The following is a 21552-nucleotide window of genomic DNA, read 5'->3' as shown; positions in this document are numbered from 1 at the left end:
CTATTAAAAATACTTTAAAATCGAAAACATTTTATTATCATATTACACCAATCCTAAATTTATTTTAGAGACAACAAGGTTTGGAATGAGTTCAGTAAAAATAAAATTTTCTGTAGCAATCAAGTAATCTATAAAAGATGACAAATATCATATTCCTGTTGAACCTTTAAAATTATCTTCGCATTAATTAATTTGGAATCAATTCATAATTATCTGAAAATGATATTATTAATCAATAGTGTTTAACCTACAAGAAATCGTTAATGCTAAACAAAAATTCCGTAAATTCATAGCGTGAAGTCTTTTTTTACTAAAATACTGTCCTTTTTTTTAGCAGTTTTTATACTGTTTTCTACTTCTTCCTTCACGGTGGATATGCACTTTTGCTGTAATAAATTGGTGGATATGGCTTTTTTTAGTAAGGCAGAATCTTGTATGGAGAATGCACAAAAAAAAGATAATAATTCCAAGCAATGTACTTCCATACAAGAAAAGGATTGTTGCGATAATCAGACCATTGTAAAAGAAGGAGATGACACCTTTAAGAAGTCCAATACAATTTTAGAGATTGAGACTTTAGTTTTCTTAAATACTTTTTTTAATACTTATATTAATCTGTTCGAGGGGCTAGAAGAAAACGTCATTTCTTTTAAAACCTATAGGCCGCCTTTATTATCTACAGATATTATAATTCTCAACGAGACATTTTTGATTTGAATTTGCACATCGCAGATTGACTTTAATCTGCATTACCTCTATAGCCAAAGTTTCACTTCTGGCTAACATTTGTTGTACTCTATTCCCAACAATACCATACACCATTAACCCTGTTAGGTCTTAACCTTTCAAACCATTGAGTTAAAACTCAATGACAATACATTATATACTATGAGCAAACCAAAAGAATTTTGGATTAAGAATATGGTCTGTAATCGCTGCTTAAAAGTAATTATGCAGGAGTTACAGGAACTTGAAGTAACCGTAATTTCATTGGAATTGGGAAGGCTGTTGGTAGAAGCACCAAATAAAACAGACAATGAAATTATCAATGCAGTAACAACCGTACTTCACGCCAATGATTTTGAAATAGTGCAGAACGAAGAAGAAATGCTCGTAGAAAGAATCAAGATTATTCTAATTGAACAATTGCAAGAGCTACCATTACATATCAAAGTAAAAACATCTGAACTATTGGCATCAAGCCTTCATAGGGAATACAAGACATTGAGTAAATTATTTTCAGCAAATCAACAGACAACCATTGAAAAGTACTTTATCAAATTAAAAATAGAGAAAGTTAAAGAGCTCATTCAACTCAAACAACATTCCTTTTCAGATATAGGGTACTTATTGGGCTACAGCAGCGTCAACCATCTGTCTAGACAGTTCAAAGAAGTAATTGGAGTGAGTATGACCGATTATAAAAATACTGAAAACTGGAAAAGAAATTTTTACGATGAAATTATGTAGATAACAACGAAAGTTATGCAGATGCAAAACGAGAATCGTCACTAAATTTAACAAAACCAAAATCAATTTAAAATGAAAAAACTACTTATCATATTATTATTAATTCCCTTTATTGGAATTGCACAAACTTTAGAAGATTTAGAGTATATCTCGCCTTTTGTCGATGATGTAGCAGCAATTAAGAAAGGAAATGAATGGGCCTTTATAAATAAGAATGGCGACATAGTTATCGATTTTAGAAGTGACCTCGTATCATCAAATATAGATGGAGAAAACTATCCGTTATTCTATAACGATAGATGTTTGATTGCACATCATAAGGAAGGGGTGCTGTATTACGGTTATATAAATAAAAAAGGGGAAACCACCATCATACCTCAATTCCTCAACGCTACTAATTTCAAAAATGAGAAGGCATTAGCACTAACAGTTCATAAAGAAACCATTGGTTACAATGACATTTTCAACAAAGACGTGGTTAGCTACCATTATTTTGAAGTAGTTATAGATAAACAAGGAAAAACCAGTGACCATCTTACTCAATTGGCCATTCACATATCGCCTAAAGATAAGAACAATAAAAATCCACCTGTAATTACATCCAAGCTAATCTCTGGAAGTTTAGTTCTGGTTAGTGGCGAAAACAAGAAATGGTCACTAAAGAAAATAGAATAAACCATATTAATAACTTAAAAGAAATCAAAATGAAAACAGTAGTAATTATTTTATCAGTAATTGGGCTTTTAAGCTTAAGCAGTTGCAACCAAGGAGCAGATCCTCAAGCACTATTGGAAAATCCTGAAACTCGTACGGAGGTGTTTAATGCCGTTACCGAGAACCACGATTATATGACCGAGTTTATGGAAAGTATGCACGGCAGTCAACACACAATGGCAATGATACAGGGCAACAAAAAAATGATGGGCTCTATGATGCAAGGAGAAGGAATGCAAATGATGATGAAGGACAGTACAATGATGCATTCGATGATGAACCAAATGATGAATGACGGAAAAATGATGGGAACAATGATGAAAATGATGCACGAAAAAGGAATGATGAGCGAGGACTGTATGGAATCTTGCTCAAAGATGATGGGCGAAAAAGGAATGGATATGCAGAATATGAATAGTCCAAACAAACAGGATCATACCGAGCATCATTAATTTTTAACTTCTAAATACAAAAACAATGAAAAACAATCACTGGATTTGGATGGTCATAGGTTGTGGGCTACCACTATTGTTCATCTTTTTAGCGCCCTCATTTGGTATAGGAGGTGGTTCATCACTATTTATTTTCATCCTTTTTATGTTCGGCATCCATCTGTTTATGCCCCACGGTTCACACGGACACGGAAAGCACAATAATCATAAGCATCAGGATAGCGACCACAATCATTCTGAACAAGAAACAAAAGAAGAACACAAAGGACATCAACATCACTAAAAACTATATACAATGAAACAAAAATTTCAAATAAACGGAATTAGTTGTGGTGGATGTGTAGCAAGGGTCAAGAAGACTTTGGAAGAACATCCCAATATCGAAAAGGCAGAAATTTTTCTGGCACCAAAAGGAGCTACACGTATCACGATGAATGAAGCACTTTCGGTTGCCGACTTGCAAAAGCAACTCGATGAGCTCAATGGATATACAATCACAGAACTTAATCAATAACAATTAAAATCTAAAAACTATGCATTTATACGACGGACACTTTGGAGGAATGCACCTAATATGGTGGATTATATGGGTCATCTTACTTGCTTGGATATTCTTTATCCCAGCAGATATACCCTATCAAAAAACAATGAAGGACAGCCCACTGGATATTCTTAAAAAACGCTATGCAAAAGGCGAAATATCCAAGGAAGACTATGAAGAATCTAAAAGAATTTTAAACTCGGACAACTAATCTTAAACTATAAAATTATGCATCGCTTAAACGTAAAAAAACTCGGATTTGCCTTCGGTCTTACAGGAACCATAATTTATTTGGGCTGTATGATAGTAATGGCTACAGCAGGGCGGGAAGGTTCAATCATCTTTTTCAATAGCTTATTGCACGGCTTGGATACCACCAATGTCATTAGAATGGATGTTCCCCTATTAGAAGTGTTAATGGGTATCGTACAAACTTTTATCCTTTGGTGGCTTATAGGCGCTTCTATTGGCGCTTTTTATAATGCGCAAATAAAAATAAAAAAGTAAAAAAACCTTTTAGGATTTATGCAGTATGTCTGGTTCATATGGTCGCTTATCATTCTTGCTCTTTGGGTAGTTATATATATATCCAAAAAAGGAGTTAGGAAAGAAATGCTCAAAATGAGCCTGATTACGATGCCCTTTGGTTTAACAGAACCGTTGTTTGTACCAGAATATTGGTTTCCACCTTCGCTTTTTGATTTGGCCGAAAAAACAGGCTTCGATATCGAAAGTTTGATTTTCTCTTTCGCAATAGGTGGAATTGGCACTGTACTCTACAACCTTATTTTTAAAAGAGGACTTGCCGAAATACCACATAGCGAACGAAGTCATAGTAGGCACCGATTGCATATTTATATACTTTTTATACCAGCAGCTGTATTCATCATTCTGGCGCTTTTTACGTCGCTCAATCACATTTATTGCGGCATTATAGCTTTGTTCATAGGTGGATTGGCGACTCTTTATTGTCGCCCAGATTTAAAAGGAAAGATTTGGGTTGGGGGAATTCTGTTTACGGTATTGTACTTCATTTATTTCGGAAGTATCCTTCCGTTCTATCCTCAATATGTGGAGTTGAACTGGAATCTAGACAACCTGACCCATATTCTTGTCTTGGGCATTCCTATTGAAGAATTAATGTTCGCCTTCACTTTTGGGATGTATTGGTCTGGATTGTATGAACATATCTATTGGCGAAAACTCATTCAAACTGAAATAATTATTCCACTTAAAGATTAACACTATGAAACGAATACACTCAAATCAAAAAAACAATGCTATCCAAGTTGTAGCCATTAAGAACCCAGTAAGAAAGATATACCAGGTATCCATCGCTATATTGTTCCTTCTACTGCTTTCAGCAGTACTTCTATCCTGTTCTGGCAAGAAAAAAGATGTTGCAGAAAGCGTAACACAGCCAACTGTTGAAACATCCCAAACAGCAAATGAGGCCATTATATCAGCCCAAAATTATGAAATCGTTCCCAACGAAAAAGTCTGTATGGTCAATGACCGATTTATGGGTGTGTCACAAATACCTATTGACGTCAATGGAACTATCTACTATGGTTGTTGTGAAAATTGTGTTGAAAAGTTACAGAAAAATCTAGATGATGTTCGCTTTGGGAGTAATCCACTAAATGATACAAAAGTTGATAAAGCTTCAGCAATTATTGTTCAAGATAAAAGTAGCGGAAGTGTTTTTTATTTCGCTTCCATAGTAGATGCCCAAGATTTTATAAGTAAGAATAAAGCATAATACAGTTAATTGATAAAAACATTCAAATGATGAAAATAGTGTTAGCAATAGATGGTTCAGACTTTAGTAAAGAGGCTGTTAAGGAACTTGCAAAAATGCCACTACCAAATGATAGTGAAATTAGTATTATAAATGTTTATGAGCATCCAGCGATGTCAACACCAGAACTAATGGCGACGGGCGGAAGCTTGAACAATTACTTTGAAGAGTTCATTAACGGTGCCCAAAAAATGGGGGACAAAATTGTTTTGGAAGCTAGTAATGTTCTAAAGAGCAAAAACGAAGAATTCATCATAACTACTAGCGTAGTCAGTGGGTTGCCTAAAAGTGCTATTCTTGAAAAAGCGGAATCCTTTGATGCCGATTTAATCGTGGTAGGTTCACAAGGCCAAGGGGCATTTTCACGTTTTTTATTAGGTTCAGTATCGCAATATTTAGCAACACACGCCAAATGTTCAGTAATGATTGTAAAAGACAAGGATGCAAAGTAACCTATCGCAAATACAAATGATATAAAAATTAAATATGAATATTAACCACTCAAATAACACAAAAGAGTCTGCCTGCAAAGTAACATATGAAATCTGCCTACCAGATACTAAATTACCTCGTGTAGTTGTCATTGGTGGTGGTTTCGCTGGTTTGGCATTAGTAGAAAAATTGAAAAACAAAGAAGTTCAAGTTGTATTATTTGATAAAAATAACTTTCATCAATTTCAACCCTTATTTTATCAAGTGGCAACTAGTGCTTTGGAACCTGATAGTATTGTATTTCCTTTCAGAAAACAAATTAGTGGTTATAAAAATGTTCTGTTTCGGCTGGCTGAAGTAGAAGAAATTCAACCTTCTTCAAACACTGTTATAACCAATAAGGGAAGTGTGCATTTCGATTATCTCGTATTAGCTACAGGAACAACCACCAATTTCTTCGGAATGGATAACGTCGAGTCCCATAGTCTTGGGATGAAAGACATTCGCGATTCTCTAAATATTCGTCATATGATGCTTCAAAATTTGGAAGAAGCAGCCATTACCTGTGATGACAACGAACGTGATGCCCTGACTAATTTCGTAATCGTTGGCGGTGGACCCGCTGGTGTAGAAATGGCAGGTGCCTTGGCTGAATTCTGTAAATATATCCTTCCCAAGGATTATCCAGAATATCCAGCTTCAATAATGAAAATTTATTTAGTAGAAGCATCAAGCGAGTTATTAGGAGCAATGTCCGATAAAGCTTCGGCCAAAACACTAAAATATCTAGAAAAACTAGGAGTTGAAGTCTTGTTAAATGAGTCTGTAACTGATTATGACGGAATAGTAGTCAGAACAAAAAGTGATAAACTAATACTAGCCAGAAATCTCATCTGGACAGCTGGCGTAAAAGGGCAATTTCCTAAAGGAATTGATGAAAAGAATGTGGTACGTGGCAACCGTTTAAAAACCGATTCCTATCTAAAAGTAGAAGGATATGAAAACATTTTTGCAATAGGTGATATAGCAGCTATAATTACAGAAGAGACACCAAAAGGGCATCCGCAAGTGGCCCAAACAGCAATTCAACAAGGAAAATATTTGGGCAATTCAATACTGAATATCATAAATAACAAACCCATAAAATATTTCAAATATAAAGACAAAGGTTCATTGGCAACTGTAGGTAAACGCAAAGCCGTAGCAGATATAGGTGCCTTCAAATTTGGAGGATACTTTGCTTGGCTATTATGGTCTATTGTGCATTTAATGTCAATAAGCGGTTTCAGAAATAGATTGATGGTTGGTTTTAATTGGGCTGTAAGCTATTTCACTTATGAAAAGAGCAACCGCCTGATTATTAGAAACTTCAAACCAACACCAACTATAAATAACACCAAAAAATAAATTGAATATGAAAGACACAACAGAAAAAAACAATAAGCTTTCCTTAATAGGTTCTATATCTCTTGGCACAGGAGTAATGATTGGTGCTGGAATATTTGTGCTTATGGGACAAATAGCAGAGTTGGTGGGAGATTTATTCCCGATTGCATTTATTGCTGGTGCTATTGTGGTAGGTTTCAGTTCATATTCTTATGTAAAGTTCTCAAATGCCTTTCCATCTTCTGGTGGTGTTGTTAAATTTTTTAATAAAGCCTACGGACCGGGAACTACAACGGGTGTCTTTTCTCTGTTAATGTATGTTTCAATGGTCGTTTCAGAAAGTTTAGTGGCGGGTACTTTTGGGGCTTACACGCTTCGGTTGTTCCCAGAAAGTTATGCTGGTTACGCATCCATTCTTGGGATTTTACTTTTGGTAACTGCCTATATATTAAATATTTTAGGCAATAAAGTTATTGGAGCAACGGCTACTTTTACAGCAATTATTAAGGTTGCAGGTATTGCATTGCTAGCCATTGCTGGTCTAATAATTTCTGGGGTTGCAGATATTACAGGGAACTATATTCCTAAAAATTCTGAAACTATGCCACAAGGTCTTGCCTTTGTAGCAGCATTGGCATTATCAATCCTTGCCTATAAAGGCTTTACAACAATTACAAATCAAGGTGGAGATATTAAAGACCCTCATAAAAACATCGGTCGATCTATTGTGTATTCAGTCCTTATCTGTACTCTAATATATGTAGCATTGGCGCTTTCTGTTGCAGGAGGTTTAAGTATTCCTGAAATAATTGAAGCAAAAGATTATGCTTTGGCAGCGGCAGCAGAACCCGTTTTTGGAGAATGGGGTTTATGGATTACCATAGCCATTGCAATTGTAGCGACCTTCTCAGGGGTTTTAGCTAGTATGTTTTCTGCATCTCGCTTATTAGGGATGTTAAGTAATATGAAACAAGTACCATCCTTAAAGAAACTAGGAAATTTTAAAAACCCTGCACTGGTTTTTACGGCTTCTCTTGCTATTTTATTGACTGTTCTGTTCGATTTAACAAGGATAGCTTCTATAGGAGCTATTTTTTACCTTATTATGGATATTGCTATACATTGGGGGCTTTTCCGTCACCTTAAAAAAGAAGTGAAATTCCTACCAATCATTCCATTAATAGCCATAGTAATGGATATTGCAGTGCTCGTTGCCTTTCTATATTTAAAATATCTGAACGATCCATTAGTACTCATCGTTGCAGCAATTGGAATTATTTTAATACTCGTTGCAGAACGTTTTTTTATGAAGTCGCACACAAATGATGACGGTAATATGGAGATGGGAATGGAAACTACAAGTAACAAAAACAATAAAAAATAATTAATTAAAAAAACAATTTATATGAAAAATATAGCAGTTATAGGATACGGAGTCATTGGCAAAAGAGTTGCTGATGCCATTAATTTACAAGATGATATGAAGCTTACGGGTGTGTGTGATATCATTAGCGATTGGCGCATTCAAAATGCCGTAAGAAAGGAATATGATATTTATGCTGCCACTTCGGAAGCTAGTAAGGAAATGAAAAATGCTGGCATTCCCGTAAAAGGAAGTATGCAGGATCTTCTAAAGAAATCAGACCTCGTCGTGGATTGTACCCCTAAAAAAATTGCGGCTCAAAATGTGGCGATTTATAAAGAACAGAACATCAAATTTATTTTGCACGGAGGCGAAAAACACGAAACCACAGGCCATTCTTTTAGTGCTGAAAATAATTATCAATCAGCTCTAAATCTAGATGCTACAAGAGTTGTTTCTTGCAACACCACTTCTATTTTAAGGACGTTGACCGCTTTAAAAAGAGCCGATTTATTGGATTATGCCAGAGGAACACTTTTAAGAAGAGCAACAGATCCTTGGGAAAGTCATTTGGGCGGAATTATGAACACAATGCTTCCAGAAAGAGATATTCCAAGCCATCAAGGTCCTGACGCTAAAAGCGTAGATCCTGATTTGGACGTCATCACTTCCGCAGTAAAAGTTCCAGAAACTTTAAGCCATATGCACTATTGGAATGTGAAGTTAAAAAAACAAGCCTCGAAAGAAGAAGTGCTGAATGCTTTTAAGACATCTAGTCGTATCAAGCTAATTCAATATGACCAAGGCCTAGTTTCTAACAACACTATCAAGGAAATGTTTTTGGATATGGGAAGACCTTGGGGCGATATGTATGAAGTAGCCCTATGGGAAGATATGCTGAAGGTAGTGGGGGATGAACTTTTCTACTCCTATGTGGTAGACAACCAAGCAATTGTTATACCCGAAACTATTGATGCCATTAGAGCACTTACAGGAATTGAAACAGATGGTGCCAAATCCATCACTAAAACAAATGAAAGTTTAGGAATTCATTAATCATTAATACAATGAAAATAGACATAAATATTACACAACTGTTAGGGGAAAAAGCAGACTTCTATTTGAATCACGTTTGTGAAAAAATAACCAAGGATGAATTGCAAACCCCAAGTAGAACAAGCCTAGATAAGGTATTTACCCAAAGCAACAGAAATCCGCAGGTACTACGAAGTCTTTCACAATTGTATAACCACGGAAATCTTGGTGGTACAGGCTACTTGAGCATCCTGCCTGTAGACCAAGGTATCGAGCATAGTGCAGCTTTTTCTTTCTATAAAAATCCGGATTATTTTGACCCAGAGAATATTATAAAATTAGCGATGGAAGCAGGTTGTAATGGCGTGGCTTCCACCTTTGGTGTATTGGGATTGAACGCTAGAAAATATGCCCATAAAATTCCCTTTATCGTAAAGATTAACCATAACGAACTACTTACCTATCCCAATAAATATGACCAAACCTTATTTGGCAAAGTAAAAGCTGCGTGGGATATGGGAGCAGTTGCCGTCGGTGCAACTATCTATTTTGGTTCCGAAGAAAGTAACAGACAGCTTAAAGAAATAGCTGAAGCTTTTGAAGAAGCCCACAATTTAGGTATGGCTACCATTTTATGGTGCTATACCCGTAACGAAGCTTTCAAAACTGGAAAAGAAGATTATCACGTTGCTGCCGATGTAACAGGGCAAGCAAATCATATTGGGGTAACCATTCAGGCAGATATCATTAAGCAAAAATTACCTACAAATAACTTTGGTTTCAAAGAAATCGGTTTTGGAAAATATGATGATGAAATGTATGAGACGCTGACAACAGAACATCCCATCGACCTGTGCAGGTTGCAGGTGGCTAATTGCTTTATGGGAAAAATCGGATTGATTAATTCCGGTGGTGGCTCTAAAGGTAAGTCTGATTTGGTGGAGGCAATAACAACTGCCGTTATCAATAAAAGAGCTGGTGGCTCTGGATTGATAATGGGAAGAAAAGCGTTTCAAAAGCCCTTCGGCGAAGGCGTGGAAGTATTACAATCCGTTCAGAAAGTTTATTTGGATACTAAAATTAGCATTGCATAACAATAAAAAAGAATGTTCGACACAGAAGTAAAATCACTTAAATCATTCAATCACTACCTCTCAAAATTGGTAGAAAGTCGTCTATGGCTAAAGGTTATCATTGCCTTATTTTTGGGTGTTGGTTTTGGATTGCTGTTAAGTCCTCAAAACGGGTGGATTACTAAAGAAACAGCAGACATCGCAGGGAATTGGCTGGCATTGCCTGGCGTACTTTTTCTAAAACTGGTTCAAATGATTATGATTCCTTTGATTGTGGCTTCTATCATCACAGGAATCGCAAGTAATGAAAAGGACAGTCTAAAAAAATTAGGTGGTGGCGTTTTATTATATTTTCTAGGCACTACCATAGTTTCGGTAAGTTTGGGTGTAATACTATCTCAAATTTTTAGACCTGGTCGCTTTTTACATCAACAAGCTCTAGCTGAACATAATGAAATTACTGCTGTTCCAACGGAAAATCCCGAGCTTTCCTTCGGTCTTGAAACTATTCCAGATGCCATATCAAACTTACTTCCAGAGAACCCTTTAGCATCTATGGTTAGTGGTGAAATGTTAAGTATTGTGATTTTCACAATCATTATTGGTGTAGCTGTGCTATCACTTGAAAATGCCTTACTGCGCCCAGTAAAGCTTCTTTTAAGTGCCATTCAGGAAGTCTGTATGACAGTAGTAAAATGGTCAATGCTTCTAGTACCTATTGCTGTTTTCGGACTAATGGCGCAGCTTACCTCTAGTGTTGGTTTAAGTTCTTTATCAGGTTTAACGTACTATGTTGGGGTAGTACTTCTCGGTCTTCTTTTATTGGTAATTTTCTATTTGGGACTCATCGTACTTCTCGGAAAGAAAAACCCATTGCAATTCCTAAAAAAAATAAGGGATGTTCAATTATTGGCTTTTTCAACCACAAGTTCTGCCGCTGTGATGCCCTTATCTCTAAAAACCGCCGAAGAAGAACTAAAAGTGGACAAGACTATTAGCAATTTTATCATACCTATAGGGGCGACCGTCAATATGGATGGTACTGCACTATATCAAACTATTACAACTCTTTTTATTGCCCAAGCTTACGGACTGGAAATGAGTTTACTCAATATTATAGTGGTCATTGTAACTATTGTCGCTGCATCCATTGGTACACCTGCCATTCCAGGAGGTGGTGTGGTTATACTCGCTTCTGTTTTGGGAAGTGTCGGCATACCCGCTGAAGGCATCATCATTATCATTGGTGTAGAAAGACTCTTGGGAATGTTTAGGACTGCTGTAAATGTAACTGGTGATTTAACTGCCTGTATGGTCTTCAATAGATTCTATGGTAAAACCCCAATCTTGGTTAGTGAGAAAACGAATAATAAATCAATTTCAAAATAATGACATTACTACTCATATCCATAGTGTTCATTCTTCCTGTTGTGGCTATTGCCAGCTATCAGCATTATAAGATTGGTAAGCAACCAGCTTATGATGCCAAAGAAACACTGTTGAATTATGAAATAATAGGCTCTGGAGAAAACAAACTTGTTTTGTTACACGGTTTAACAGGCTCATTGCATTATTGGAAACGCAATTTAGAAAGTATTACAACTACGCATAAGCTACTTTTAGTCGACCTGCTAGGTTTTGGTGATTCGCCAAAACCACAAAGTGATTATTCCCTTTCAATACAATTGCAGGCCCTTGAATTGATTCTTAACAAAGAAGGATTCAATGATGGAAATATCATTATTGCAGGACATTCTATGGGAGCTATGATTTCATTAGCAATATTGGAAAAGCAACCAACTTGGTTCAAGGCAGGAATTTTTATAAGCATACCTGTCTACAAGAACGCTGATAAGTTTAAAGAAATTATGTCGTCCCATTCCTTTGTAGATAGGATTTCAACAAGCAAATTTTCGAAATACATATGTATGATTCATCCCATTTTTATGTCAAGCGCATTCAAACCCCATAACCTAACGGATGAAGTTTATGAAGATGTAAAAAAGCATCATTGGATGAGCTATTATTATTCGCTCACAAAAGTCATCTTGAAAACAGATTTATATGAAATGGCAAAGAAAATTAAAGATAAAGACGTGCTTTTTATTCACGGAGAAAAAGACACCACTGCACCTTTAGAAAATGCCTTGAAATTATCAAAGGAATTTAAAAACACACAAATAATTACTTCACCTGAAGGAGATCACCAGTTTTTTCTGAAAGAAACAGAATTTGTTTGGAGCACAATTCAAGATTTTACTAATTCGGAAAAAAAGTTACAAAAAACAATATCTAATGAGCACGAATAAAATTAAACATATAGGCGTATTCACATCTGGAGGCGATAGCCCTGGGATGAACGCTGCACTCTTCGCCATTGCCAAATCTGCTGAAGCAAAGGGAATTAAAGTAAGTGGTTTTCGAAAAGGATATGAAGGATTGATAGATGGCGATTTGACACCCTTAAAATCCCACGAACTAAAGAAAATAACTCAAAAAGGCGGTACTATTCTAAAAACAGCACGGAGCAAACGATTTCTGGAATTGGAAGGTCGTAAAAAAGCATTCCAAACTCTAAAAGTAAATAATATAGATGCATTAATTGCTATTGGTGGCGATGGTACATTCAAAGGACTACTAGCTTTTTCAGAAATATGCGACATCCCATTTATAGGTATTCCTGGGACTATTGACAACGATATTTCAGGAACGGATTATACCCTTGGTTTTGATTCCGCAGTAAACACAGCCATTGAAAATATTGACAAAATAAAGGACACCGCCGAATCCCACAACCGCGTATTTATTGTAGAAGTAATGGGAAGAGATTCAGGTTACATAGCTATTCATTCGGGTTTAATGTCGGGTGCAGATGCCATACTAATTCCAGAAAGCGGGAAAGACTTTATTTGTCTATTGGATAAGGTTAAAAATTACAATAGCGAAGATGCTTTCCTTGTCGTGGTCTCTGAAGGTGATGAAATAGGCGCTGAACTGGTTTCCTCAAAAATAAAGGAAGTTAATCCCAATGTCGATTTACGAATTACGAAGCTTGGGCACGTGCAGCGAGGTGGAAATCCGTCAGCTTTAGATAGAATGTTGGGAATTAGACTTGGAGTGGCAAGTGTAAACGCACTTTCACAAGGTAAAAAGAACGCAATGGTTGGAATTTTAAATAATCAATTGCATCTAACCCCTTTTAAAGAGGTGGTCAAGCAACATCAGGTAAATACTGAATTATACGAACTTTTAGAACTATTTGGAAATTAGAAATGATAGAAGCTTTTAAAAATATCAACCCATTTATCCTCGGACTACTCATTAGTCTGGGCATTGGTCTTATTCTGGGATTGGAACGTGAATACAATAAACTGAAGGAAGAGCAAGGCTTTGCCGGAATAAGAACCTTCCCGATTGTCGCTATTATTGGTTTTATCTTGGGAAATCTTTCCACAGTCTATACGCCTTGGTTGGTCATTATAATTGCAGCGGCATTTCTTTTGTTTCTGTCTTTGAGTCATCTTTCCATAGTGCAAAAGCACATAATGACTGGTATTACCACCAATATGGCATTGTTCGCTACGTTGATTTTGGGTGTTATGGTCGCCAATCATTTGCATAAGGAAGCAGTTGCTACTGCGGTAATTATAGTTACGTTGTTATCGTTGAAAACAACATTTAATACCTTCATTAAAAATATTACTTCAGAAGAGCTTTTTGCATTTATTAAGTTTTCAATTATTGCGCTTTTGATTTTACCTTTCTTGCCGAATCAAGACTATGGTCCAGAAGGTTTGTTGAACCCTTTTGAGATTGGAGCAATAATAGTGATTGTCTCTTTTCTGAATTTTATCGGCTACTTTCTTGTAAAATATGTTGGCTCTAAACGTGGTATTTTGCTCACTGCAATTTTAGGCGGATTGATTTCAAGTACCGCAGTTGCTTGGATATATGCTTCTAGGAGTAAGGAATCACCAGAACTTTCAAAAGAATATGCTGCGGGTATCATTATAGCTTCTGCAATAATGTTTCCCAGACTTGCAATTCTGGCCTATATTTTTAATAGTGCCATACTTACCTATTTAGTCGTTCCATTTACCATTCTTACACTTATCTGTTTGATAAGTGCACTCGTATTTATCAAAAAGAATACAGACGTACCAAAGACGGATATCAATCTGGGTAATCCGCTCAATATTTGGAACGCCCTTGGGTTTGGTGGCATTTATGTGGTTATCCTATTTGCCGTTTTTTATGGAAATCAATTTTTTGGTGAAAGTGGTTTATACTATTCAGCCCTAATTGCAGGATTGGCAGATACGGATGCGATAACTATTAGTATGTCAAAATTCGGGTCTTTGGAAGACAAACTCGCGCTCGCAACCAATGTCATTATTACCGCAACTATAAGTAATATGATTGTGAAGCTGGGTATTACCTATTTCAAAGGTTCTAAAAAAACAGGAAAACTGGTATTGCTAATTTTTGGAAGTGTCGTTGTCGTTGGTATAGCCTATATATTAATACAGTTAGGAAATTAAAAAGAAAGTAAAATGAAAACAACCATATTCAGTACACATAAGTTTGAAGAACCTCATTTGCTAGCTGCAAATAAAGGTAAGCACGAGTTAAACCTACTTGAGCTACGGTTGACGGAAAAAACTGCTTCTTTGGCGCAGGGCACCGAGGCCATCAGTCTATTTACAAGTGATGATGCCTCTACTCAAGTGCTTGAAAAATTAAAGGAATCGGGAGTTCAATATATTGCGCTTCGTACCGCTGGGTATAATAATGTATCTATCGAAAAAGCTACCGAACTGGGTATAAAAGTGGCTCGTGTTCCAGCCTATTCCCCTTATGCCATTGCAGAGCATACAATGGCGCTCATACTTGCATTAAACCGAAAATTGATTAAAGCACACAACAGGGTACGTGACCAGAATTTCTCATTGAACGGTCTTACCGGTTTCGACCTCAATGGAAAAACCGTCGGCGTTATCGGGACTGGAAAAATTGGGTCTGTATTGGTAAAAATACTACACGGTTTTGGTTGTAAAATACTTGTTCAAGATGTCATTGTGGATGAAAATTTAATCAATTCTTATAACGTAAGCTATACCAATTGTGAAACTATTTGTAAGCAGTCCGATATCATAAGCTTGCACGTACCACTAACGTCTTCAACGAAACACTTTATTGATGCAAAACATATTTCATTAATGAAGCAAGGCGTAATGCTTATCAATACAAGTCGTGGAGGATTGGTCGATACCAAAGCTGTTATCGAAGGATTGAAAACTAAAAAAATTGGGTATTTCGGAATAGATGTGTATGAGGAAGAAGAAGGATTGTTCTTTGAAGACCATTCCGATGACATTTTGCAAGACGATGTGATTGCCCGATTAATGACCTTCAACAATGTTTTGATAACCAGTCATCAGGCCTTTTTAACCGAAACTGCATTGACAAATATTGCTGAAACCACAATATATAATCTGGATTGTTTTGAAAAAGGCAAAGTTTCAGGAAACGAAGTTTCTTGATTAAGAAGCAAAAAATAGTAGTAACACTTAAATCTTAAAATTATGAATCGAGTAAAAAATAAAGTAGCCATTGTCACAGGAGGTGCCTCTGGTCTAGGTAAATCAAGTGCTATTTTATTGGCACGCGAAGGAGCAAAAATAGTAATAACAGATTTGGATGAAGAAAACGGAAATAAAGTAGTCCAACAAATCAAGAACGATGGCGGTGAAGCCATATTTATAAAACAAGATGTATCCAAAGAAGATCAATGGAAAAAGGTAATCGAGACTACGCTCAAAACTTTTGGCAAGCTAAATATCCTGGCTAATGCTGCTGGTATAGCAATCGGTAAAAATGTGGAAGATATCACGCTTGCAGACTGGAAAAAACTTTTAAGCATCAATTTAGATGGCAGTTTTCTAGGTACCCAATACGGTATTAAGGCTATAAAAGAAAGCGGAGAAGGTGGCTCAATCATTAACTTTTCTTCAATTGAAGGCCTTATTGGCGATCCCAATTTAGCTGCATATAACGCAAGTAAGGGTGGTATAACTTTATTTACCAAGTCTGCTGCACTTCATTGCGCGAAACAGGGTTATGGCATCCGTGTCAATTCCATTCATCCAGCCTATATATGGACACCAATGGTAGAAAATTTTCTGAAAGCTCAAGGTAATGTAGAAGAAGGCAAAAAGCAATTAGAAAGTTTGCATCCTGTTGATCATTTGGGAGAGCCTGATGATATAGGCTATGGAGTCGTCTATTTAGCTTCGGATGAATCCAAGTTTATGACGGGTTCTGAATTGGTAATCGATGGTGGCTATACCGCACAATAACAAACTACCCTAAAACAAAAAATTATGAAAAACATACTTGTACCTACCGATTTCTCTGAAAACTGTACTAAAGCTGCACATCTCGGGATTAAAATGGCAAAAACATACAATGCAGAAATACACTTTCTACATCAAATGACAACACCTGTGGATTGGGTAAAATTAGACAAACTTAAAGAAAAGCGTTATCCAGAAACCTTAAAGCAGATAGGTGCTGCAAAGGCTAATTTACGTGAACTCGAAAAAATAGCGGAACACGAAGGTCTTAAATGCCGAACCTTTCTTCAGTTCGATTCAGGACAAAGAGATATTCTGGAACATTCTGGCCATTTTCATCACGATTTTATTATAACTGGCAGTAGTGGAACAAAGGGTCGAGTGAGGGAAATAACTGGCAGCAATGTTGAGAAAATTGTCCGAAAGGCCAATGCCCCGATTATTGTGGTCAAAGAAGAGGAAGTAACATTTCCCTTTAAGGACATTCTATTCGTATCAGATTTTGAAGAAGATGTGAGTCATCCGTTTCAAGAAGTACTTTCGATAGCTGAAAAATGTGATGCAAAAATTCATTTGTTACGCATTAATACAGAAACAGACTTTAATAGTATCAACGCTGGATTAAACCCTGTCAAGCAATTTCTTGAAAAGTTTCCCACCTTAAAAAACTTTTCTATGAACGTTCACAACGAATCGTCAGTAGAGGCAGGTATTAATACATTTTTAAAACATCAGCCAGCAGATTTGATTGCAATGAGTACCCACGGAAAGACAGGATTTTTGAGTTTATTTTCAAAAAGCATTGCCGAAGGTGTAACTAATCATTCAGAACTACCTGTGATGACCATACATATTAAAAAATGAAAAATTCAATCAACATAGTGAAATATTCTGGCGACGTGGTTCCTTTTGATGTGGATAAACTTATCAATTCCTTAAGACGTGCACAAGCTAGTAAAGAATTGATTCAGGAAATTGTTGAGCAAGTTGAAAACAAAATATATGAAGGTATTACTACTAAAAAAATCTACCAGATGGCATTTAAAATACTTAAAGGCAAATCACGTGTAAGTGCCTCAAAGTATAAGCTCAAAAAAGCATTGATGGAATTAGGTCCTTCTGGTTTTCCTTTTGAAAAGTTAGTAGGCAAACTATTGGCACACGAAGGATTTTCAACACAGGTTGGTGTTATAGTTCAAGGTAATTGCGTTCAACACGAAATAGATGTGATAGCGCAAAAAGATAATCAACATTATATGATTGAATGTAAATACCATAGTGACCAAGGAAGGACTTGTAATGTAAAAATTCCGCTCTATATCCAGTCTAGATTTTTGGATGTAAAAGCAAAATGGGAACATCAAAAAGGGCACGAAACTAAACTTCATAAGGGAGGTGTATATACCAATACACGATTTACCACCGATGCTGTGCAATATGGTAAATGCGTAGGATTATTATTGACGAGTTGGGATTACCCGATGGGAAACGGTTTAAAAGACAGAATAGACAAGTTGGGACTACACCCTTTAACGGCATTGACTACCCTGACCAAAGCCGAAAAAACGAAGTTATTGGACATAGGCATTGTGCTCTGCAAAGAGCTTCACAAAAAACCTGCGTTATTGGAACAGATAGGAATTGATAAAAAAAGACACAAAAAGATTTTAGAAGATTCAGAAGCGCTATGTAAAAGCACGTAAGGATTATTAATATAAAAGTTCAACAACCTTAAAACAAAACTTATGAAAACAGATGAACTACAAAAACCGAACAGTATAGATTTAGAGCCATTTTACCAAGCATTGGAAGATGATTCAAAACTACTTGAAGAAGCCCTCGAAATATTATTGGGTATGGTACACTTCGAGCCTAAATCCGTAAAGAAGTTGGCACTCGTAATAAAAGAGGATTCCCGTAATCTATATAATGAAATAGCGGAATTGAGCAAATCAAACCAAGATAAAGGAAACACACCTTCCTGCTGTGGTGGAAACTAAATAAATACTATAAAGATGAAAAACAATAAAATAAACATCCACTTTTTGGGAGCGGCAGGCACCGTGACTGGCTCAAAATATTTGGTGGATACAGGAGATAGAAAGATACTTATAGACTGTGGCCTCTTCCAAGGGTTAAAGGAATTACGCCTTAAAAACTGGGAGTACCCACCTGTTAATGTAGGTGATATTGATGCTGTTTTGCTTACCCACGGTCATATGGACCATACAGGTTATTTACCCAGATTGGTAAAACAAGGCTTCAATGGTCCCATTTATGGTACGAATCCTACTTTGGACATTGCAAAAATCATTTTGAATGATAGTGCAAAAATACAGGAGCAAGAAGCCGAACGTGCCAATAAGGAAGGCTATTCCAAACATAGTCCCGCAGAACCATTATACGATTTAAAGGATGTAGAAAAAACTATCCCACACTTTAAAGGAATTCCACAATCACAATGGATTCCGTTATTTGATGGAATTAGGGCTCGCTTCCAATACAACGGACATATTCTGGGTGCAACCTATATTGAGTTGGATGTGCACGGAAAACGTTTTGTCTTTTCAGGAGACATTGGTAGAACCAATGATTTATTGCTCTATCCACCCCTTAAACCAAAAAAAGTGGATGTGCTTTTCATTGAATCCACTTATGGTGGAAGGTTTCATCCCGATGAAGTAGAAGCACTTCCACATATTGAAAAATTAGTACATGATACCATCAACAGAGGAGGTAGCTTATTTGTCCCAAGCTTTTCGGTAGAACGTGCCCAGCTAATGATGCTCATCTTTTGGAAATTATTGAAAGAAAAGAAAATCCCCAGAGTACAAATGATTATGGACAGCCCGATGGGTGCCAATGTATTGGAACTGTTTCATAGAACTCGCGATTGGCACAGATTGGAGGACAACGAATGTGATGAAATGTGTTCACACTTTACGGTCGTAAGCAGTTATCGAGAGACTATGGAATTACGAACCGATAATAAACCAAAAATCGTAATTGCTGGAAGTGGAATGCTAACCGGAGGAAGAATGCTCAACTATCTCGAAACCCAAGCGCAAAATCCAAATAACACCTTGCTTTTTGTGGGCTATCAAGCCGAAGGCACACGTGGTAGAAAATTATTGGAGGGTGAGAAAGAACTAAAAGTCTATGGAAAATGGGTGCCGTTTCATATGGAAGTTGCTGAAATCGAAGGGCTTTCGGCACACGCAGACCACGCTGAACTTATGGATTGGATGCGCAAAATAAAAAATAAGCCAGAGCGGATTTTCATTGTACACGGTGAAAAAGAAAGTGCAGAAGCATTACAAAAGGGCATCAAGGAAACCTATGGGTGGGATGCAGAAATTCCGCAATTATACACCATCGAAGAAATAGAATAAATCGAAAAATCACAACAATCAATAAAATATGGACACACACTCAAACATATTAAAATATAAACATCTCGGAATCTATACCCAAAACGAAAATGTAGTGTATATGCGCGAAGATTGCCACGTCTGTATTTCAGAAGGGTTTGAGGCACTTACCCGAATAAGAATATCCAATGCAAATAAATCAATCGTAGCAAGTCTTAATGTCCTGAATTCTGATATTCTGTTGCCCAATGAAATCGGACTATCAGATGCTGCTGCGAAAAAACTGAATGTTTCCCCAAATGATACATTATATGTTTCCCATTTAGAACCAATTGAATCTTTAAGCCACGTCAGGGCGAAAATTTATAATCAAAAACTGGATTATTCAGCATTTAATGAAATCATAACCGATATAGTTGAAGGCGATTATTCCAACATCCATCTTTCGGCATTTATTACGGCCTGTGCAGGTGACCGACTGGATATTGACGAAATATCTGACCTTACCAAAGCAATGATTGCTTCTGGTAAGCAAATGAATTGGGACAAAGAAATTGTGGTAGATAAACATTGCATTGGCGGATTGCCTGGAAATAGAACCACCCCATTAGTGGTTGCTATTGTCGCTGCGTATGGACTTACAATGCCTAAAACATCCTCACGCGCCATCACTTCGCCAGCAGGCACAGCGGATACTATGGAAGTACTGACCAATGTGACGCTTTCTTTAGAAGAAATAAAAACCGTGGTAGAAAAAGAAGGCGGTTGTTTTGTCTGGGGCGGAACAGCCCAATTAAGTCCTGCGGATGATGTGCTCATCAAAATTGAAAAAGCCTTGGATATTGATAGTGAAGGGCAGCTCATTGCTTCGGTACTCTCTAAAAAAGCAGCAGCTGGTTCCACTCACGTGGTCATTGATATTCCCGTGGGTGAAACCGCCAAGGTTCGCAGTACCGAAATGGCTCAAAAACTAAAAAATCATATGGAAACTGTTGGGACTGCTGTTGGGTTGAACGTAAAGGTAGTTATTACAGATGGCACACAGCCCGTTGGAAGAGGTATTGGTCCCACTTTAGAAGCCATCGATATATTAAAAGTTTTAAAAAATGAAGCTGATGCACCCAAAGACCTAACAAAAAGAGCATTGCTCTTAGCCGCTGAACTAATAGAGCTTTCTGGCAAAGTAGAAAAAGGGAAAGGGTTAGAAACCGCACATCAAATTCTCACATCTGGTCAGGCTTATAAAAAATTCCTTGCTATTTGTAATGCGCAAGGTCGCTTTTCAAAACCTGTTTTAGCACCCTATAAAACCGAAATTAGAGCAGAAACCTCTGGGAATCTAAAGCGAATAGATAATAGGAAGATTGCAAAACTCGCCAAGCTTTCCGGCGCACCGCAGTCTAAATCGGCAGGGATTCTTTTGAATGTCCATTTAAATGAAAAAATTGAAATAGACCAATTGTTATATACCATATATGCTGAATCCAAAGGCGAACTCAACTATGCTCTGGAATATAAAAACAACCATAATGACATCATAACTATAATTTAAAAAACT

The 21552-nt window shown here is 36.8% G+C and carries 25 protein-coding genes; all 25 read left to right on the top strand.

Annotated elements, in window-relative coordinates:
* The first annotated feature begins 294 nt into the window (after positions 1 to 294).
* The 25 genes from AC28QF_RS05855 (at position 295) to AC28QF_RS05735 (ending at position 21546) form a co-directional block, all read left to right on the top strand.
* Complete coding sequence (locus tag AC28QF_RS05855) at positions 295 to 717, top strand: HYC_CC_PP family protein (protein WP_449274495.1); 423 nt, start codon at positions 295 to 297, stop codon at positions 715 to 717.
* Positions 718 to 888: 171 nt separating this feature from the next.
* Positions 889 to 1470 carry a helix-turn-helix domain-containing protein gene (locus AC28QF_RS05850; RefSeq protein WP_488201151.1) on the top strand — a complete coding sequence of 194 codons (582 nt, stop codon included), beginning with the start codon at positions 889 to 891 and terminating at the stop codon, positions 1468 to 1470.
* A gap of 72 nt (positions 1471 to 1542) precedes the next feature.
* Positions 1543 to 2145, top strand: coding sequence for a WG repeat-containing protein (locus AC28QF_RS05845; protein ID WP_488201152.1), 603 nt, complete (start codon positions 1543 to 1545; stop codon positions 2143 to 2145).
* A gap of 221 nt (positions 2146 to 2366) precedes the next feature.
* Positions 2367 to 2636 carry a hypothetical protein gene (locus AC28QF_RS05840; protein WP_488201153.1) on the top strand — a complete coding sequence of 90 codons (270 nt, stop codon included), beginning with the start codon at positions 2367 to 2369 and terminating at the stop codon, positions 2634 to 2636.
* Positions 2637 to 2931: 295 nt separating this feature from the next.
* Positions 2932 to 3150, top strand: coding sequence for a heavy-metal-associated domain-containing protein (locus tag AC28QF_RS05835; protein ID WP_034886844.1), 219 nt, complete (start codon positions 2932 to 2934; stop codon positions 3148 to 3150).
* Between the two features lie 19 nt (positions 3151 to 3169).
* A complete protein-coding gene (locus tag AC28QF_RS05830) occupies positions 3170 to 3388 on the top strand; it encodes an SHOCT domain-containing protein (RefSeq protein ID WP_145000736.1) in 219 nt (72 codons plus the stop codon).
* Between the two features lie 17 nt (positions 3389 to 3405).
* On the top strand, positions 3406 to 3684 hold the full coding sequence (locus tag AC28QF_RS05825; protein ID WP_070237419.1) for a DUF5676 family membrane protein: 279 nt from the start codon (positions 3406 to 3408) through the stop codon (positions 3682 to 3684).
* 114 nt (positions 3685 to 3798) lie between these two features.
* Positions 3799 to 4419: a lycopene cyclase domain-containing protein gene (locus AC28QF_RS05820; protein ID WP_488201154.1), complete on the top strand. Its 621-nt coding sequence runs from the start codon at positions 3799 to 3801 to the stop codon at positions 4417 to 4419.
* A 4-nt stretch (positions 4420 to 4423) separates the two neighbouring features.
* Entirely contained in the window at positions 4424 to 4939 is a 516-nt protein-coding gene (locus AC28QF_RS05815) for a hypothetical protein (protein WP_349372913.1), read from the top strand.
* 26 nt (positions 4940 to 4965) lie between these two features.
* Entirely contained in the window at positions 4966 to 5430 is a 465-nt protein-coding gene (locus AC28QF_RS05810; RefSeq protein WP_261375252.1) for a universal stress protein, read from the top strand.
* 34 nt (positions 5431 to 5464) lie between these two features.
* The gene (locus AC28QF_RS05805) at positions 5465 to 6817 is read left to right on the top strand and encodes an NAD(P)/FAD-dependent oxidoreductase (protein ID WP_488201155.1); all 1353 of its coding nucleotides are present in this window, start codon (positions 5465 to 5467) and stop codon (positions 6815 to 6817) included.
* 7 nt (positions 6818 to 6824) lie between these two features.
* Positions 6825 to 8180: an APC family permease gene (locus AC28QF_RS05800; RefSeq protein WP_488201156.1), complete on the top strand. Its 1356-nt coding sequence runs from the start codon at positions 6825 to 6827 to the stop codon at positions 8178 to 8180.
* 21 nt (positions 8181 to 8201) lie between these two features.
* Positions 8202 to 9215, top strand: a complete 1014-nt coding sequence (locus AC28QF_RS05795; protein WP_488201157.1) for a type II glyceraldehyde-3-phosphate dehydrogenase — start codon at positions 8202 to 8204, stop codon at positions 9213 to 9215.
* An 11-nt stretch (positions 9216 to 9226) separates the two neighbouring features.
* Complete coding sequence (locus AC28QF_RS05790) at positions 9227 to 10288, top strand: class I fructose-bisphosphate aldolase (RefSeq protein WP_488201158.1); 1062 nt, start codon at positions 9227 to 9229, stop codon at positions 10286 to 10288.
* Positions 10289 to 10300: 12 nt separating this feature from the next.
* Complete coding sequence (locus AC28QF_RS05785; RefSeq protein ID WP_145000749.1) at positions 10301 to 11656, top strand: dicarboxylate/amino acid:cation symporter; 1356 nt, start codon at positions 10301 to 10303, stop codon at positions 11654 to 11656.
* On the top strand, positions 11656 to 12576 hold the full coding sequence (locus AC28QF_RS05780; RefSeq protein WP_145000751.1) for an alpha/beta fold hydrolase: 921 nt from the start codon (positions 11656 to 11658) through the stop codon (positions 12574 to 12576). Before AC28QF_RS05785 ends, AC28QF_RS05780 begins: the two co-directional genes overlap by 1 nt.
* Positions 12563 to 13537 carry an ATP-dependent 6-phosphofructokinase gene (locus AC28QF_RS05775; protein ID WP_488201159.1) on the top strand — a complete coding sequence of 325 codons (975 nt, stop codon included), beginning with the start codon at positions 12563 to 12565 and terminating at the stop codon, positions 13535 to 13537. The genes AC28QF_RS05780 and AC28QF_RS05775 overlap by 14 nt, the downstream gene beginning before the upstream one ends.
* A gap of 2 nt (positions 13538 to 13539) precedes the next feature.
* Positions 13540 to 14808: an MgtC/SapB family protein gene (locus AC28QF_RS05770; RefSeq protein ID WP_488201160.1), complete on the top strand. Its 1269-nt coding sequence runs from the start codon at positions 13540 to 13542 to the stop codon at positions 14806 to 14808.
* A 12-nt stretch (positions 14809 to 14820) separates the two neighbouring features.
* Positions 14821 to 15810 (top strand): 2-hydroxyacid dehydrogenase, encoded by a 990-nt coding sequence (locus AC28QF_RS05765; RefSeq protein WP_488201161.1) that lies wholly within the window; start codon positions 14821 to 14823, stop codon positions 15808 to 15810.
* Positions 15811 to 15852: 42 nt separating this feature from the next.
* Positions 15853 to 16626, top strand: a complete 774-nt coding sequence (locus tag AC28QF_RS05760) for an SDR family oxidoreductase (RefSeq protein ID WP_488201162.1) — start codon at positions 15853 to 15855, stop codon at positions 16624 to 16626.
* A 24-nt stretch (positions 16627 to 16650) separates the two neighbouring features.
* On the top strand, positions 16651 to 17487 hold the full coding sequence (locus tag AC28QF_RS05755) for a universal stress protein (RefSeq protein WP_488201163.1): 837 nt from the start codon (positions 16651 to 16653) through the stop codon (positions 17485 to 17487).
* Positions 17484 to 18326 carry an ATP cone domain-containing protein gene (locus tag AC28QF_RS05750; protein WP_488201164.1) on the top strand — a complete coding sequence of 281 codons (843 nt, stop codon included), beginning with the start codon at positions 17484 to 17486 and terminating at the stop codon, positions 18324 to 18326. Before AC28QF_RS05755 ends, AC28QF_RS05750 begins: the two co-directional genes overlap by 4 nt.
* A 42-nt stretch (positions 18327 to 18368) precedes the next feature.
* Positions 18369 to 18623 (top strand): hypothetical protein, encoded by a 255-nt coding sequence (locus tag AC28QF_RS05745; protein ID WP_488201165.1) that lies wholly within the window; start codon positions 18369 to 18371, stop codon positions 18621 to 18623.
* Positions 18624 to 18638: 15 nt separating this feature from the next.
* Positions 18639 to 20015, top strand: coding sequence for an MBL fold metallo-hydrolase RNA specificity domain-containing protein (locus AC28QF_RS05740; RefSeq protein WP_488201166.1), 1377 nt, complete (start codon positions 18639 to 18641; stop codon positions 20013 to 20015).
* A 28-nt stretch (positions 20016 to 20043) separates the two neighbouring features.
* The gene (locus tag AC28QF_RS05735) at positions 20044 to 21546 is read left to right on the top strand and encodes a thymidine phosphorylase family protein (RefSeq protein ID WP_047418785.1); all 1503 of its coding nucleotides are present in this window, start codon (positions 20044 to 20046) and stop codon (positions 21544 to 21546) included.
* The last annotated feature ends 6 nt before the right edge of the window (positions 21547 to 21552 follow it).

The sequence above is a fragment of the Tenacibaculum sp. M1.3A genome (assembly GCF_057732375.1).
This window is presented reverse-complemented; position numbering and strand designations above follow the sequence as displayed.